The sequence below is a fragment of the Streptomyces sp. NPDC047049 genome, assembly GCF_040643995.1.
In the GTDB taxonomy this organism is placed as follows: Bacteria; Actinomycetota; Actinomycetes; order Streptomycetales; family Streptomycetaceae; genus Streptomyces; species Streptomyces mooreae.
In genome coordinates, this window is sequence record NZ_JBEYVM010000011.1 from 147,456 (window position 1) to 161,269 (window position 13,814).

At 69.9% G+C, this 13,814-nt stretch carries 16 protein-coding genes and 4 tRNA genes; 15 read left to right on the forward strand and 5 right to left on the reverse strand.

Translation table 11 applies throughout. The annotated features are described in order from the left end of the window. Positions 1-96 precede the first annotated feature (96 nt). The gene (locus tag ABZ851_RS23880; RefSeq protein WP_018090929.1) at positions 97-585 is read right to left on the reverse strand and encodes a YajQ family cyclic di-GMP-binding protein; all 489 of its coding nucleotides are present in this window, start codon (positions 583-585) and stop codon (positions 97-99) included. 190 nt (positions 586-775) lie between these two features. Between ABZ851_RS23880 and ABZ851_RS23885 the strand changes: the two genes are divergently transcribed. After that, a tRNA-Tyr gene (locus tag ABZ851_RS23885) sits at positions 776-857 on the forward strand. Positions 858-958: 101 nt separating this feature from the next. Here ABZ851_RS23885 and ABZ851_RS23890 read toward each other — a convergent pair. Further along, positions 959-1,627 carry an NAD(P)H-binding protein gene (locus tag ABZ851_RS23890; protein ID WP_361131051.1) on the reverse strand — a complete coding sequence of 223 codons (669 nt, stop codon included), beginning with the start codon at positions 1,625-1,627 and terminating at the stop codon, positions 959-961. A gap of 76 nt (positions 1,628-1,703) precedes the next feature. Continuing rightward, complete coding sequence (locus ABZ851_RS23895; RefSeq protein WP_361131054.1) at positions 1,704-2,966, reverse strand: amidohydrolase family protein; 1,263 nt, start codon at positions 2,964-2,966, stop codon at positions 1,704-1,706. A gap of 182 nt (positions 2,967-3,148) precedes the next feature. Here ABZ851_RS23895 and ABZ851_RS23900 point away from each other — a divergent pair. The 6 genes from ABZ851_RS23900 (at position 3,149) to ABZ851_RS23925 (ending at position 5,692) form a co-directional block, all read left to right on the forward strand. Then, positions 3,149-3,221 (forward strand) — tRNA-Thr (locus tag ABZ851_RS23900). Positions 3,222-3,268: 47 nt separating this feature from the next. Continuing rightward, positions 3,269-3,341: transfer RNA gene (locus tag ABZ851_RS23905), tRNA-Met, on the forward strand. An 89-nt stretch (positions 3,342-3,430) separates the two neighbouring features. Next, on the forward strand, positions 3,431-3,595 hold the full coding sequence (gene rpmG, locus ABZ851_RS23910) for a 50S ribosomal protein L33 (RefSeq protein ID WP_006604855.1): 165 nt from the start codon (positions 3,431-3,433) through the stop codon (positions 3,593-3,595). A gap of 84 nt (positions 3,596-3,679) precedes the next feature. Next, positions 3,680-4,132, forward strand: a complete 453-nt coding sequence (locus ABZ851_RS23915; protein ID WP_361131057.1) for a MaoC family dehydratase N-terminal domain-containing protein — start codon at positions 3,680-3,682, stop codon at positions 4,130-4,132. 1 nt (position 4,133) lies between these two features. Continuing rightward, a complete protein-coding gene (locus tag ABZ851_RS23920) occupies positions 4,134-4,568 on the forward strand; it encodes a MaoC family dehydratase (protein WP_088798421.1) in 435 nt (144 codons plus the stop codon). A 68-nt stretch (positions 4,569-4,636) separates the two neighbouring features. Next, positions 4,637-5,692 carry a UDP-N-acetylmuramate dehydrogenase gene (locus ABZ851_RS23925; protein WP_361131060.1) on the forward strand — a complete coding sequence of 352 codons (1,056 nt, stop codon included), beginning with the start codon at positions 4,637-4,639 and terminating at the stop codon, positions 5,690-5,692. Between the two features lie 61 nt (positions 5,693-5,753). Here the strand turns inward: ABZ851_RS23925 and ABZ851_RS23930 are convergent, their stop codons facing one another. Together ABZ851_RS23930 and ABZ851_RS23935 are read right to left on the reverse strand one after the other, a co-directional pair. Beyond that, positions 5,754-6,797, reverse strand: a complete 1,044-nt coding sequence (locus ABZ851_RS23930; RefSeq protein WP_361131063.1) for an adenosine deaminase — start codon at positions 6,795-6,797, stop codon at positions 5,754-5,756. 138 nt (positions 6,798-6,935) lie between these two features. Beyond that, the gene (locus ABZ851_RS23935; protein WP_361131066.1) at positions 6,936-8,171 is read right to left on the reverse strand and encodes a pyridoxal phosphate-dependent aminotransferase; all 1,236 of its coding nucleotides are present in this window, start codon (positions 8,169-8,171) and stop codon (positions 6,936-6,938) included. Between the two features lie 193 nt (positions 8,172-8,364). Here ABZ851_RS23935 and ABZ851_RS23940 point away from each other — a divergent pair. The 8 genes from ABZ851_RS23940 (at position 8,365) to rplL (ending at position 13,547) form a co-directional block, all read left to right on the forward strand. After that, a tRNA-Trp gene (locus tag ABZ851_RS23940) sits at positions 8,365-8,437 on the forward strand. A 107-nt stretch (positions 8,438-8,544) separates the two neighbouring features. Then, complete coding sequence (secE, locus tag ABZ851_RS23945; RefSeq protein ID WP_042155825.1) at positions 8,545-8,841, forward strand: preprotein translocase subunit SecE; 297 nt, start codon at positions 8,545-8,547, stop codon at positions 8,839-8,841. Positions 8,842-8,914: 73 nt separating this feature from the next. Next, on the forward strand, positions 8,915-9,781 hold the full coding sequence (nusG, locus tag ABZ851_RS23950; protein ID WP_336049320.1) for a transcription termination/antitermination protein NusG: 867 nt from the start codon (positions 8,915-8,917) through the stop codon (positions 9,779-9,781). 168 nt (positions 9,782-9,949) lie between these two features. Beyond that, positions 9,950-10,384, forward strand: coding sequence for a 50S ribosomal protein L11 (gene rplK, locus ABZ851_RS23955; protein WP_030074757.1), 435 nt, complete (start codon positions 9,950-9,952; stop codon positions 10,382-10,384). A gap of 82 nt (positions 10,385-10,466) precedes the next feature. Further along, on the forward strand, positions 10,467-11,183 hold the full coding sequence (gene rplA, locus ABZ851_RS23960; RefSeq protein WP_336049321.1) for a 50S ribosomal protein L1: 717 nt from the start codon (positions 10,467-10,469) through the stop codon (positions 11,181-11,183). Between the two features lie 149 nt (positions 11,184-11,332). Next, entirely contained in the window at positions 11,333-12,205 is an 873-nt protein-coding gene (locus tag ABZ851_RS23965) for a hypothetical protein (protein ID WP_361131071.1), read from the forward strand. Positions 12,206-12,524: 319 nt separating this feature from the next. Beyond that, on the forward strand, positions 12,525-13,076 hold the full coding sequence (gene rplJ, locus ABZ851_RS23970) for a 50S ribosomal protein L10 (protein WP_311623459.1): 552 nt from the start codon (positions 12,525-12,527) through the stop codon (positions 13,074-13,076). An 84-nt stretch (positions 13,077-13,160) separates the two neighbouring features. Further along, the gene (gene rplL, locus ABZ851_RS23975) at positions 13,161-13,547 is read left to right on the forward strand and encodes a 50S ribosomal protein L7/L12 (protein ID WP_088798414.1); all 387 of its coding nucleotides are present in this window, start codon (positions 13,161-13,163) and stop codon (positions 13,545-13,547) included. Positions 13,548-13,814: the final 267 nt, after the last annotated feature.

The following is a 13,814-nucleotide window of genomic DNA, read 5'->3' on the forward strand; positions in this document are numbered from 1 at the left end:
CCCGCCGCACGCTCCTCATGGCGCCGCCCCGGCACACCGGTGGGGCGGCACGCCGAAGCGCGCCGCCCCATCCCGTGGCTCCCGAAAGCCGGGCTGCTACCGGTAGTTCACGAACTGCAGGGCGAAGTCCAGGTCCTTGCCCTTGAGCAGCTGCTGCACCGCCTGCAGGTCGTCCCGGCTCTTCGAGCTGACCCGCAGCTCGTCGCCCTGCACCTGCGCCTTGACGCCCTTCGGGCCCTCATCGCGGATGATCTTGGCGACCTTCTTGGCGTTGTCCTGCGAGATCCCCTCCTCGATCGAGGCGAAGATCTTGTACTCCTTGCCCGAGGCCTGCGGCTCACCGGCGTCCAGCGCCTTCAGCGAGATCCCGCGCTTGACCAGCTTGGACTGGAAGATGTCGAGCACGGCCTTCACCCGCTCCTCGGCGTTGGCCCGCATCTCGATCTTCTCGCCCGACCACTCGATCGACGCGCCCACGCCCTTGAAGTCGTAGCGCTGCGAGATCTCCTTGGCGGCCTGGTTGAGGGCGTTGTCGACCTCCTGCCGCTCTACCTTCGAGACGATGTCGAAACTGGAGTCGGCCATGTTGAGTTGGCTCCTCGTACGTAGATCCGTCAGGGCTGCGGCCCTTCCCGGGCCCGCCTGCCAAGCCTAGCCACCCGGCCAAGATCCAGCGCTCCCGAATCGAGTGGCGAACCACCCCCAGCCATCGGGTATGGTTTACGTCGTTGCCACGGAGCACCGCCCCACAGCGGCTCTCCCGGCAGCAAACCCAGGCGGTGTGCCCGAGCGGCCAAAGGGAGCAGACTGTAAATCTGCCGGCTCAGCCTTCCCAGGTTCGAATCCTGGCGCCGCCACAGGGAACAAAGGGCCCCTGGTCTGCGATTCCGCAGACCAGGGGCCCTTTGGCATGGACCGGGCCGGGGCCCGCCGTGTCCTTCGGGCCCCGGCAGGCCTCCTACCGCGGTGCCGCCGACACCGCCCGCACCGCGTCCACCACCGGCACATCCCCGGCGATCAGCTCCAACGTCTTGCCGATCGTGCCCGGTTCGTCGAGAAGGGCCATCAGGGTGGCGGCGACGTCGTCGCGGGGGACGGGGCCGCGGCCGGTCGCGTCGGCCAGTGTCACCCGGCCCGGTCCGGGGTCGTTCGTCAGCCGGCCGGGCCGCAGGATCGTCCAGTCCAGGCCGGCCCGGGACCGGATGTCCGCGTCGGCTGCGGCCTTGGCCCGCAGGTAGGCGGCGAAGACCGGGTCGGTGCCCTCCGGCGGCTCGCGGTCCGCGCCCATGGAGGAGATGACGAGGAAGCGCCGTACGCCCGCGGCCTCGGCCGCGTCCGCGAAGAGCCGCGCCGCGCCGCGGTCCACCGTTTCCTTGCGTTCGGTGCCGCTGCCCGGCCCCGCACCCGCCGCGAAGACGGCCGCGTCGGCGCCTTCCATGTGCCGGGAGACGTCCTCCACCGACGCCGACTCCAGGTCGCAGACCACCGGCTCGGCGCCCGCGGCCAGCAAATCACCGGCCTGCTCCGGCCGGCGGACGATGCCCGCGACCTCGTCCCCGCGCCCGGCGAGCAACCGCTCCAGCCGCAGCGCGATCTGACCATGTCCACCTGCGATGACAATGCGCATGATCCCGACCGTACGCCGAAGGCCCGGCGCACCGTGCGGGACCGGCCGGGGCCCGGGGGCTTCTCGCCGCCGTGGCTCAGCGCTGCGACTGCCGGGGCAGCGCCGGCGCCACCTCCGCCGCCGAGTCGCAGTACTCCCGCACCGCGCTGGTACGGGCGACCACCCGCCCGCGGTGGATCACGATCCGGCTGTAGGCCAGCGACAGCACCCCGGCGATCCGCTCGCCGCGCACCGCCAGCAGCTCCGCGGGGAAGCCCGCCTCGACCCGCACCTCGGGCAGGCCCAGCGTCGCCCGCGCCGCCGCACTCACGGTCTCGTACGCCGCATCCGGCGTGGCCTCCCCCAGGGAAGCCAGGAGGTAGGCCGCCTCCAGCGGGTCGCCCCGCCCGACCGGGTTCGCCACGTCCCGCAGCGCCCCGCTGCCCGCCGCCACCCGCACCCCGGCCGCCCGCAACAGCCGTACGGGCGCCGGCCGCGACACCCGCGAGCCGTACCGCTCCAGCCCGGTGCAGTCGCCCTGGGGCAGACAGACGACGGCGACCCCGGCGGCCGCCAGCTGCTCGGCGACCCGCGCCGCCACGCTGCGCGGCATCCGGGCCATCCCCGCGCACGGCCCGAGGGCGACGCCCGGCCGCAGCCCGCCGGCCATCGCCGCGAACCGCGCCAGCCGTGCCGGATCGTCGCCGTCGGTGTGCAGGTCCACCGGGCAGCCGTGCTCCCCGGCCAGCTCCAGGACCGTTTCGACGTACCCGGCCGGGTCGGGGTCGAGGTCCGGACAGCCGCCGATGACCGCTGCGCCCATCTTCACGGCATCCCGCAGCATCGCCAGCCCGTCCGCCCCGGCCACCCCGGTCAGCACCCGCGGCACCGCGACCGCCGCCAGGTCGGCCAGCCCGCGCAGCGACCGGCGGGCCTGCAGCACCGCCTCCAGCGAACGCAGGCCCTGGACGTCGCCGATCCGCACGTGACTGCGCGACGCGGTGGCGCCGTGCCCCAGCTGCAGCAGCGCGGCCTCGGTCGTCCGCCGCTGGACGTCCTCGGGGGACCCGGAGGCGGGGCCGTCGGCATCCGCCGTCAGGGCGGTGTCGCAGTGCGCATGGGGTTCGGCGGGGGCGGGGAGCAGGAGGTAGCCGGCGAGGTCGACGCGGGCGCCCTGCGGGGCGAGGCTGCCGGCCGTTCCGACGGCCTCGATGCACCCGCCGCCGAGCCGTACGTCCACCGTCCGGCCGTCCGCGAGCCGGGCACCGCACAGCACCAGCGCACCGCTGTCCGGCCCGGCGTAGCGGCCGGCACCGCCGGGCCTTCCCGGCTGGGGCTGCGGCGAACTGCTGTCGGACATCGCGCTCCTCGAAGCCACCGGCGTGCAAGATCACGCAGCGTTCTTCCGAGCCTAGGGCGCTGCCGGGAGAGCTTCGCGCAGGCGCGGAATAGTCGTACCGGTGTGGTGCGCGGGGCCGTTGGGGCGCGGCCCGGATACGGATTTCACGTTTGGCGGCGGGCCGTGTAATGTCTTCATCGCTCGCCCCAATAGCTCAGTCGGCAGAGCGTCTCCATGGTAAGGAGAAGGTCTACGGTTCGATTCCGTATTGGGGCTCTGATGTGTGAGGTACCTCGCCTTCGGGCGGGGGACTCTTACATCACAGCGGTGTAGCTCAGTCGGTAGAGCAAGCGGCTCATAATCGCTGTGTCACCGGTTCAAGTCCGGTCACCGCTACTGACAGTAGCCGATTGTGGGGTCGGTCCTCCGATCGGCTACTCTTTTATGCGTTAATCCGACCACCCGTCCGTCCAAGGAGCACTCACGTGGCTGCCACCGACGTCCGCCCGAAGATCACGCTGGCCTGCGTGGAGTGCAAGGAGCGGAACTACATCACCAAGAAGAACCGGCGTAACGACCCGGACCGTCTTGAGATGAAGAAGCACTGCCCCCGTTGCAACTCGCACACCGCGCACCGCGAGACGCGATAACACAGGCTCGTCCGTGAGGCCGTCCCCATTCGTGGGGGCGGCCTCACGGCGTTATCACCATCAGTACAGGGAGGTTGCGAGCCCATGGCGCTCGACCAGTCTTTTGTCGGACGCACGTACCCGCCCACCGACCCGTACGAGGTCGGCCGGGAAAAGATCCGCGAATTCGCCGAGGCGATCGGTGACACCAACCCCGCTTACACGGACGCCGAAGCGGCCAAGGCACTCGGCCACTCCGACGTGATCGCGCCGCCGACGTTTGTGTTCGCGATCACTTTCCAGGCCGCGGGCCAGGTCATCGAGGATCCGCAACTGGGTCTGGACTACAGCCGGGTGGTGCACGGCGACCAGAAGTTCGCCTACACCCGGCCGGTGCGCAGCGGGGACCGGCTGAGCGTCACCTCCACCATCGAGGCCATCAAGTCCATGGCGGGCAACGACATCATCGACATCCGCGGCGAGGTGCACGACGAGGCGGGCGAACACGTCGTGACCGCCGTCACCAAGCTGGTGGCCCGCGCCGTGAAGGAGGCCTGAGATGACCGCCACGATTTCTTACGACGAGGTCGAGGTCGGCACCGAACTCCCGGCGCAGACCTTCCCCGTGAGCCGCGCCACGCTCGTCCGGTACGCGGGCGCCTCCGGCGACTTCAACCCGATCCACTGGAACGAGAAGTTCGCCAAGGAGGTCGGACTGCCGGACGTCATCGCCCACGGCATGTTCACCATGGCCGAGGCGATCCGGGTGGTCACCGACTGGGCCGGCGACCCGGGTGCGGTCGCCGAGTACGGCGTGCGCTTCACCAAGCCCGTCGTCGTCCCCAACGACGAGACCGGTGCGCTGATCGAGGTCACCGCCAAGGTCGCCGCCAAGCTGGACGACGACGACCGTACGGTCCGGGTCGACCTCACCGCGGTGAGCGCGGGCCAGAAGGTGCTGGGCATGTCCCGCGCCGTGGTCCGTCTCGCCTGAGCGGCCCCTAGGGCCTGTCGGGGGCGGCCGGCCGGGCATCGCCGGACCGTCCCCGTACCCTTGGGCGCGTGCAGGAACTCCATGACGCCCCCCTCGCCCCGCTGACCACCTTCCGCCTCGGCGGACCGGCCACCCGCCTCGTCACGGCCACCACCGACGACGAGGTGATCGAGACGGTCCGCGCGGCCGACGAAGCCGGGACCCCGCTGCTGATCATCGGCGGCGGCAGCAACCTCGTGATCGGCGACAAGGGCTTCGACGGCACGGCCCTGCGCATCGCCACCCGCGGCTTCGCGCTCGACGGCACGGACCTCACCCTCGCCGCCGGCGAGAACTGGTCCGACGCGGTCGCCCGTACGGTCGAGGCCGGACTGGCCGGTGTGGAGTGCCTGGCGGGCATCCCCGGCTCGGCGGGCGCCACCCCGATCCAGAACGTGGGGGCGTACGGCCAGGAGGTCTCCGCCACGATCACCGAGGTCGTCGCCTACGACCGCCGGGCCGGTGAGACGGTCACGATCCCGAACGCGGAGTGCGGCTTCTCGTACCGCCACAGCCGCTTCAAGGAGCACCCCGACCGGTTCGTGGTGCTGCGGGTGCGCTTCGCCCTGGAGGACGCCGGAGGGCTCTCCGCGCCCCTGAAGTACCCCGAGACGGCCCGCGCCCTCGGCGTCGAGGCCGGGGACCGGGTCCCGGCCGCGGTCGCCAGGGAGACCGTTCTGGCGCTGCGCGCGGGCAAGGGCATGGTGCTGGACGCCGGCGACCACGACACCTGGTCGGCCGGCTCCTTCTTCACCAACCCGATCCTCACCGAGGCCGAGCACGCCGTCTTCCTGCGGCGCGTCCAGGACCACCTCGGCCCGGACACCGCCCCGCCCGCCTTCCCGGCCGGTGACGGCCTGGTGAAGACCTCCGCGGCCTGGCTCATCGACCGGGCCGGCTTCACCAAGGGCTACGGCACCGGCCCGGCCCGCATCTCCACCAAGCACACCCTCGCGCTCACCAACCGCGGCGAGGCCACCACCGAGGACCTGCTCGCCCTGGCCCGCGAGGTCCGCGACGGTGTCCATGCGGCCTTCGGCGTCACGCTCGTCAACGAACCGGTCACGGTCGGCGTCAGCCTCTAGCCGGGACCTGGACAAGTCCGTCACGGCAGCCCCCGGGGCGCCCCGAGCCGCCCCGGGGACGCTACGCGTCCAGCCAGTCGTCGATCTCCGCCAGCAGCCGCCGTTGCTCGTCCTGCGGGGCGCACGAGCCGCGCACCGACTGCCGGGCGAGTTCGGCCAGTTCGGTGTCCGTGAAGCCGTGTGAGGTGCGGGCGATCTCGTACTGCGCGGCCAGCCGCGCGCCGAACAGCAGCGGATCGTCCGCGCCCAGCGCCATCGGCACGCCGGCGTCGAAGAGCGCCCGCAGCGGTACGTCCTCCGGCTTCTCGTAGACCCCCAGCGCCACGTTCGACGCCGGGCACACCTCGCAGGTCACCCCGCGCGAGGCCAGCCGGCGCAGCAGCACGGGGTCCTCCGCGGCCCGTACGCCGTGCCCGACCCGGCCGGCGTGCAGATCGTCCAGGCAGTCCCGGACGCTGGCCGGCCCCGACAGCTCGCCGCCGTGCGGTGCCGCCAGCAGTCCGCCCTCCCGGGCGATGGCGAAGGCCCGGTCGAAGTCCCGGGCGAAACCCCGGCGTTCGTCGTTGGACAACCCGAAACCGATCACCCCCCGGTCGGCGTAGCGCACCGCGAGACGCGCCAGCGTGCGGGCGTCCAGCGGGTGCTTCATGCGGTTCGCGGCGACCACGACGCGGATGCCGAGCCCGGTGTCACGGGAGGCGCCGTGCACCGCGTCCAGGATGATCTCCAGGGCCGGGATCAGCCCGCCCAGCCGCGGTGCGTACGAGGTCGGGTCGACCTGGATCTCCAGCCAGCGCGACCCGTCCCGGACGTCCTCCTCGGCGGCCTCGCGGACCAGCCGCTGGATGTCCCCGGGCTCCCGCAGACACGACCGGGCGATGTCGTAGAGCCGCTGGAAGCGGAACCAGCCGCGCTCGTCCGTGGCTCTCAGCTGGGGCGGTTCACCGCTCCGCAGCGCCTCGGGCAGATGGACGCCGTACTTGTCGGCGAGCTCCAGCAGGGTCGCGGACCGCATCGAACCGGTGAAGTGCAGGTGCAGATGGGCCTTCGGCAGTCGGCGCAGGTCTCGAGGTGCGGCTCCGCCGCGGGCACGAACGCTCTCCATCCCAAGATCTTGCCGTACGGGGGCGGTGCGCCGGTAGGCCTTTCCCGAAGGGGTGTCCCAGGGAACGCGCGAACGGGCGCCCGGAAGGCTCCGGACGCCCGCTGCGGGCCACCTCCGGATTTCCGGAGGCGGGTTTGACTACTTGGCCTCGGCCAGCAGCTTCTGCAGCCGCGACACGCCCTCGACCAGGTCCTCGTCGCCCAGCGCGTAGGAAAGCCGCAGGTAGCCGGGGGTGCCGAAGGCCTCACCCGGGACGACGGCGACCTCCGCCTCCTCCAGGATCAGCTCGGCCAGCTCGACGCTGGTCTGCGGGCGCTTGCCGCGGATCTCCTTGCCCAGGAGCTCCTTGACCGACGGGTACGCGTAGAACGCGCCCTCCGGCTCCGGGCACAGCACGCCGTCGATCTCGTTGAGCATCCGCACGATCGTGCGGCGGCGGCGGTCGAAGGCGACCTTCATCTCCTCGACGGCCGTCAGATCGCCGGAGACCGCCGCGATGGCCGCCGCCTGCGCGACGTTGGAGACGTTGGACGTGGCGTGCGACTGAAGGTTCGCGGCGGCCTTGATGACGTCCTTGGGGCCGATCGCCCAGCCCACCCGCCAGCCGGTCATCGCGTACGTCTTCGCCACGCCGTTGACGATGATGCACTTGTCGCGCAGCTCCGGCACGACCACGGGCAGCGACGAGAACTCGGCGTCGCCGTAGACCAGGTGCTCGTAGATCTCGTCGGTCAGCACCCACAGGCCGTGCCCGGCGGCCCAGCGGCCGACCGCCTCGACCTGCTCGCGGGTGTAGACCGCACCGGTCGGGTTCGACGGCGACACGAAGAGCAGCACCTTGGTGCGCTCCGTACGGGCCGCCTCCAGCTGCTCGACGGTCACGCGGTAGCCGGTGGTCTCGTCGGCGACCACATCGACCGGGACGCCGCCCGCGAGCCGGATCGACTCGGGGTAGGTGGTCCAGTACGGGGCGGGGACGATGACCTCGTCGCCCGGGTCGAGGATCGCCGCGAACGCCTCGTAGATGGCCTGCTTGCCGCCGTTCGTCACCAGGACGTTCGCGGCCTCGATCTCGTAGCCGGAGTCACGCAGCGTCTTCGCGGCGATCGCGGTCTTGAGCTCGGGGAGGCCGCCGGCCGGGGTGTAGCGGTGGTACTTCGGGTTGCGGCAGGCCTCGATCGCCGCCTCGACGATGTAGTCGGGCGTGGGGAAGTCGGGCTCACCGGCGCCGAAGCCGATCACCGGGCGTCCGGCCGCCTTGAGGGCCTTCGCCTTGGCGTCGACGGCGAGGGTGGCGGACTCGGAGATCGAACCGACGCGGGCCGAGACCCGGCGGTCGGTGGGGGACGATGCGGAAGGGGTTGCAGCGCTCATATATGCATCGTTGCAGACCTCTGAGGAGCCCGGTACACGGGTTTGCGGGCACCACCCGGGAGGCCCCGGGGGGATCCTGTTCGACGCCTGGCTCCGAACCACGTACACTCGCTGACCGTTGGCTCCGAACAGGCCGCCGCGGCGCACGCACTTAGTGCAGTCGACCGCATGCGGTAGGTTGGGGGAACCACAAAGGGTCGTAGCTCAATTGGTAGAGCACTGGTCTCCAAAACCAGCGGTTGGGGGTTCAAGTCCCTCCGGCCCTGCTACACGCACTCTCCACCGCAGTGCGTGCACGCGTACGTATGAAATGCACCGCCGTGCGGCTCAACCGGGCGCGGCACGGCCACGACCCGGATTCAGGTGAGGACGAGTGACGGACGCCCTGGGCTCCATCGACATGCCTGAGCGCGGTCGTTCCGAGGACGACACCGCGGAATCCCAGAAGAAGCCCCGCCGTGGCGGCAAGCGCGGCAAGAAGGGCCCCTTCGCGCGGCTCGCGCTCTTCTACCGCCAGGTCGTGGCGGAACTCCGCAAGGTCGTCTGGCCCACGCGTAGCCAGCTGTCGACGTACACCAGTGTGGTGATCGTCTTCGTTGTCATCATCATCGGTCTCGTAACCGTGATTGACTTGGGAATCAACCGAGTCGTCGGGTACGTCTTCGGCTGATCCCGCGGAGGGCGCCTCAGCGGGCGCCCCTTTCGCATGTTCAACCCCTTGAAGCCAGGAAGAAGCAGCCACCGTGTCTGACCCGAACCTGAACGACGCCGCCGACTCCGCAGAGCCGGCAGCGGCCGACGTTGACGCGGCTGCCTCGGCCGAGGTCGAGGGCGACGACACCGCGCTTGAGATCGTCGAGGCCGCCGACGAGGTCGACGAGCTCGACTCCGAGGACGCCGCCGCCGGCGAGCCCGCCGAAGAGGCTGCGGTGCACCTCGAAGAGGACGCCGAGGCCGCCGCCGAGGTCGCCGAGGACGAGGAGCAGGAGCCGGTCGACCCGGTGGCCGCCCTCCGTGACGAGCTCCGTGGCCTGCCCGGCGAGTGGTACGTCATTCACACCTACGCCGGTTACGAGAACCGCGTGAAGACCAACCTCGAGCAGCGTGCCGTCTCGCTGAACGTCGAGGACTTCATCTTCCAGGCCGAGGTGCCGCAGGAAGAGGTCGCGCAGATCAAGAACGGCGAGCGCAAGACCATCCGCCAGAACAAGCTCCCGGGCTACGTGCTCGTGCGCATGGACCTGACGAACGAGTCCTGGGGCGTCGTCCGCAACACCCCGGGCGTCACCGGCTTCGTCGGCAACGCCTACGACCCCTACCCGCTGACGCTGGACGAGATCGTCAAGATGCTCGCCCCGGAGGCCGAGGAGAAGGCCGCCAAGGAGGCCGCCGCGGCCGAGGGCAAGCCGGCGCCGTCCCGCAAGGTCGAGGTCCAGGTGCTGGACTTCGAGGTGGGCGACTCCGTCACCGTCACCGACGGCCCGTTCGCGACGCTGCAGGCGACGATCAACGAGATCAACGCCGACTCGAAGAAGGTCAAGGGCCTCGTCGAGATCTTCGGCCGCGAGACCCCGGTCGAGCTGAGCTTCGACCAGATCCAGAAGAACTAGGTTCTTCCGGAACACCAGCCGAACCGACCAGGTCAGACGGGCTCACAGCCGGTCTGACCTGCTCGGTTTTTGGCCGCACGACGATACCCGTTATCGTTGTGCGGTATGCCTCCATCCGGATGACCGGGTGGATCGGCGAAACACCTCTCACTAGGACCCGGAGAGAGCATGCCTCCCAAGAAGAAGAAGGTCACGGGGCTTATCAAGCTCCAGATCAGCGCCGGCGCCGCAAACCCGGCCCCGCCGGTCGGCCCCGCGCTGGGCCAGCACGGCGTCAACATCATGGAGTTCTGCAAGGCCTACAACGCCGCGACCGAGTCGCAGCGTGGCATGGTCGTGCCGGTGGAGATCACGGTCTACGAAGACCGTTCCTTCACCTTCATCACCAAGACCCCGCCGGCCGCGAAGCTCATCCTGAAGGCCGCGGGCGTGGAGAAGGGCTCCGGCGAGCCGCACAAGACCAAGGTCGCCAAGATCACGCGCGACCAGGTCCGTGACATCGCCACCACCAAGATGCCCGACCTGAACGCCAACGACCTGGACGCCGCCGAGAAGATCATCGCCGGCACCGCCCGTTCCATGGGCATCACGGTCGAGGGCTGATCCCAGCCCCTCAGGCACCACCCGTGGCAGGACCAGGCGCTGGTCCGCACCACGACTCCACCCCACTGCATCAGGAGCAGAAGTGAAGCGCAGCAAGACTCTTCGCAACGCGGACGCGAAGATCGACCGGGAGCGCGTGTACGCCCCCCTCGAGGCCGTCCGTCTCGCCAAGGACACCGCGTCCGTCAAGTTCGACGCGACCGTCGAGGTGGCCATGCGTCTGGGTGTCGACCCGCGCAAGGCCGACCAGATGGTCCGTGGCACCGTGAACCTCCCGCACGGCACCGGTAAGACCGCCCGGGTCCTGGTCTTCGCGACCGGTGACCGTGCTGCGGCCGCGGAAGCCGCCGGCGCCGACATCGTCGGCTCGGACGAACTGATCGACGAGGTCTCCAAGGGCCGTCTGGACTTCGACGCCGTCGTCGCCACCCCGGACCTCATGGGCAAGGTCGGCCGCCTCGGCCGCGTGCTCGGTCCGCGTGGTCTGATGCCGAACCCGAAGACCGGCACCGTCACCCCGGATGTCGCCAAGGCTGTCACCGACATCAAGGGCGGCAAGATCGAGTTCCGCGTGGACAAGCACGCGAACCTCCACTTCATCATCGGCAAGGTCTCCTTCGACGAGACCAAGCTGGTGGAGAACTACGCCGCGGCGCTCGAGGAGATCAACCGCCTCAAGCCGTCCGCCGCCAAGGGCCGCTACATCAAGAAGGCGACCGTCACCACCACGATGGGCCCCGGCATCCCGCTGGACGCCAACCGCACCCGCAACCTCCTTGTCGAGGACGAGACCGTCTGATCTTCCCGATCGACGCCTCGTAGCGCGTGATCCACGCGTCAGGCCCCGTTTCTCCCGGTGGAGAGACGGGGCCTGACGCATGTGCGGTCAGTGGCCTGCACTACAGTCGCCCCCGAGGTCGACACACATGATCCAAGGGGGAGCCTCACATGCGCAGCACGCGTATAGCCGCCGCTGTGGCGGGTGCCGTGATTCTGGTGGGCGGTCTGAGCGCCTGCAACAACGACGAGGGCGGCAAGGCGTCCGGGGGCGGGAGCAGCAGCACCGGCGGCAGCGACGCGGGCGGGAAGCAGGACCCGGCGCAGAATCCGGCGGACGCGCTGAAGGCCGCCCAGCAGGCGACCAAGGCCAAGAAGACCGCGAAGATCGACGGCTCCACGACCGCGACCATGGTCGGCAAGCAGGTGAAGCAGTCCACCAAGGGCGATCTGGACTGGTCGCAGGGCATGCGGATGAACGTGGAAAACACCATGGACGTCGCCGGGAGCTCCGGTAAGCCGCTCAAGCCGGTCAAGGCGATCTACGCCGAGGACGCCGTGTACATGAACATGGGCGGCGCCCTGCCCGGTGGCGGCGGCAAGCCCTGGACGAAGTACCCCTACAGCCTCCTGTCGAAGAAGCTGGGCGGCTCCGGCACCCTGCTCCAGGAAGCGCTGCAGAAGGCCGACCCGAGCCAGGCGATCGAGCTGCTGGCCACCTCCGGCTCCGCCAAGGCCGTCGGCAAGGAGGACGTGGGCGGCGTCCAGGCGACGCACTACACCGGCACCCTCGAGCTGGACCAGCTGAGCGACAAGCTCGGCAAGGACCTCCGCGACATGATGCGCAAGCAGCTCGCGAAGGGCGGCGCGAAGAGCGAGCAGCTCGACGTCTGGATCGACTCGCACAACCTGCTGGTCAAGAAGCGGGAGAAGCTCGGCGGCAAGCAGCCCAGCGACTCCACCGTGTTCTACACGGGCTACGGCACCAAGGTCGACGTGGCCCCGCCGCCGGCGGACCAGACGGCGACCGCTCCCGGCGCCTGACCGGTACCGCGCACGTCTGACGGCGTGGGCGGGGGCCCTGCGATGTCCCCGTCCACGCCGATTTGCCTGAGCGCATCCGGCTCCCGTATCTTTTCCCGGAAGCCAAAGACCGCTGGTTGTCTCTGCGCGTCCGGTCCCGGACGTGTGGTGGCCGAAGGATCCGCTAGCTGCGGACGGCCTGCGCAGGTGTGTATGGATGAACTCCCGGACGGATTCCGATCCGCCCCGGTCGAGTACGCCCCGTGCGCCTGCGCCGGGGCGTTTGTTTTGCCCAGCCCCTTCTGCGCGGTCCTCATCACCCGGAAGGAGGCCGAGGCTCATGGCGACGTCTGACAAGAACGCAGCAGTTGCGGAGATCACTGAGAAGCTCCGTGACTCCAGCGCAGCTGTTGTGACTTCTTACACCGGACTGACTGTGGCGCAGCTCAAGGAGCTGCGTCGTTCTCTCGGCGAGAACGCTCAGTACCGTGTGGTGAAGAACACGCTGACCAAGATCGCGGCCAAGGAGGCCGGGATTCAGCTGGACGAGCACCTCAAGGGCTCGACCGCTGTCGCCTTCGTGACCGGTGACCCGGTCACGGCGGCGAAGGGTCTTCGTGACTTCGCCAAGGAGAACCCCGCTCTCGTCATCAAGGGCGGTGTCCTTGACGGCAAGGCGCTGTCCGCCGACGAGATCAAGAAGCTTGCGGACCTCGAGTCCCGTGAGGTTCTGCTCGCCAAGCTGGCGGGTGGCATGAAGGCGTCCATGGCCAAGGCCGCGGCGACCTTCCAGGCCCCGCTCACGAAGTTCGCCCGCACCGCGGACGCGCTTCGCAGCAAGGTCGAGCAGGGCGGTGCCGGTACGCCGGCTCCCGCCGAGGCTGCCGAGTAACCACTCGGACGCCCAGCGGGCCCGTAGTACGCCCGCCAGACATGTACATCCGGCACCAGCCGAATTAGTGGAAGGACCGCCACCATGGCGAAGCTCAGCCAGGAAGACCTGCTCGCGCAGTTCGAAGAGATGACCCTCATCGAGCTCTCCGAGTTCGTGAAGGCCTTCGAGGACAAGTTCGACGTCGAGGCTGCCGCCCCCGTCGCCGTTGCCGCCGCCGGCGCCCCGGGTGCCCCGGCCGCCGCCGAGGCCGAGGAGCAGGACGAGTTCGACGTCATCCTCACCGGTGCGGGCGACAAGAAGATCCAGGTCATCAAGGTCGTGCGTGAGCTGACCTCCCTGGGTCTGAAGGAGGCCAAGGACCTCGTCGACGGCACCCCGAAGCCGGTCCTCGAGAAGGTCGCCAAGGACGCCGCTGACAAGGCCGCCGAGGCCCTCAAGGGCGCCGGCGCCTCCGTCGAGGTCAAGTGACCCCACGGAGTCTCTGACTCCCGTCCACGGCGCCTGAGGCGTCACGGACACCAGCCAAGGGCGATCACCCATGCGGGTGGTCGCCCTTCGGCGTGCTCGCCACGGCTGCGTTCTCTCGCGCCTGCGTGCGAGTATGGTGATCATCGTTGCCCGGACGTGCCCCCATGTGACGATCTCCCTGAGGTGGGGGGCCTTGACGAACCGGACGCGGCGCGCAATTCTCGGGACGCGACGCAGAAGCGATCCAGGGTTCGAGGCATGGATCGC

What these genes read in the sequence shown, in the direction of transcription:
- ABZ851_RS23935 (WP_361131066.1), bottom strand. Translation starts at nt 8,171, where the DNA reads ATGAGCGCTGCAACCCCTTCCGCATCGTCCCCCACCGACCGCCGGGTC.
- ABZ851_RS23915 (WP_361131057.1), top strand. Translation starts at nt 3,680, where the DNA reads ATGGCGCTCGACCAGTCTTTTGTCGGACGCACGTACCCGCCCACCGAC.
- ABZ851_RS23890 (WP_361131051.1), bottom strand. Translation starts at nt 1,627, where the DNA reads ATGCGCATTGTCATCGCAGGTGGACATGGTCAGATCGCGCTGCGGCTG.
- ABZ851_RS23880 (WP_018090929.1), bottom strand. Translation starts at nt 585, where the DNA reads ATGGCCGACTCCAGTTTCGACATCGTCTCGAAGGTAGAGCGGCAGGAG.
- rplK (WP_030074757.1), top strand. Translation starts at nt 9,950, where the DNA reads ATGCCTCCCAAGAAGAAGAAGGTCACGGGGCTTATCAAGCTCCAGATC.
- rplJ (WP_311623459.1), top strand. Translation starts at nt 12,525, where the DNA reads ATGGCGACGTCTGACAAGAACGCAGCAGTTGCGGAGATCACTGAGAAG.
- ABZ851_RS23920 (WP_088798421.1), top strand. Translation starts at nt 4,134, where the DNA reads ATGACCGCCACGATTTCTTACGACGAGGTCGAGGTCGGCACCGAACTC.
- ABZ851_RS23965 (WP_361131071.1), top strand. Translation starts at nt 11,333, where the DNA reads ATGCGCAGCACGCGTATAGCCGCCGCTGTGGCGGGTGCCGTGATTCTG.
- ABZ851_RS23895 (WP_361131054.1), bottom strand. Translation starts at nt 2,966, where the DNA reads ATGTCCGACAGCAGTTCGCCGCAGCCCCAGCCGGGAAGGCCCGGCGGT.
- ABZ851_RS23930 (WP_361131063.1), bottom strand. Translation starts at nt 6,797, where the DNA reads ATGGAGAGCGTTCGTGCCCGCGGCGGAGCCGCACCTCGAGACCTGCGC.
- rplL (WP_088798414.1), top strand. Translation starts at nt 13,161, where the DNA reads ATGGCGAAGCTCAGCCAGGAAGACCTGCTCGCGCAGTTCGAAGAGATG.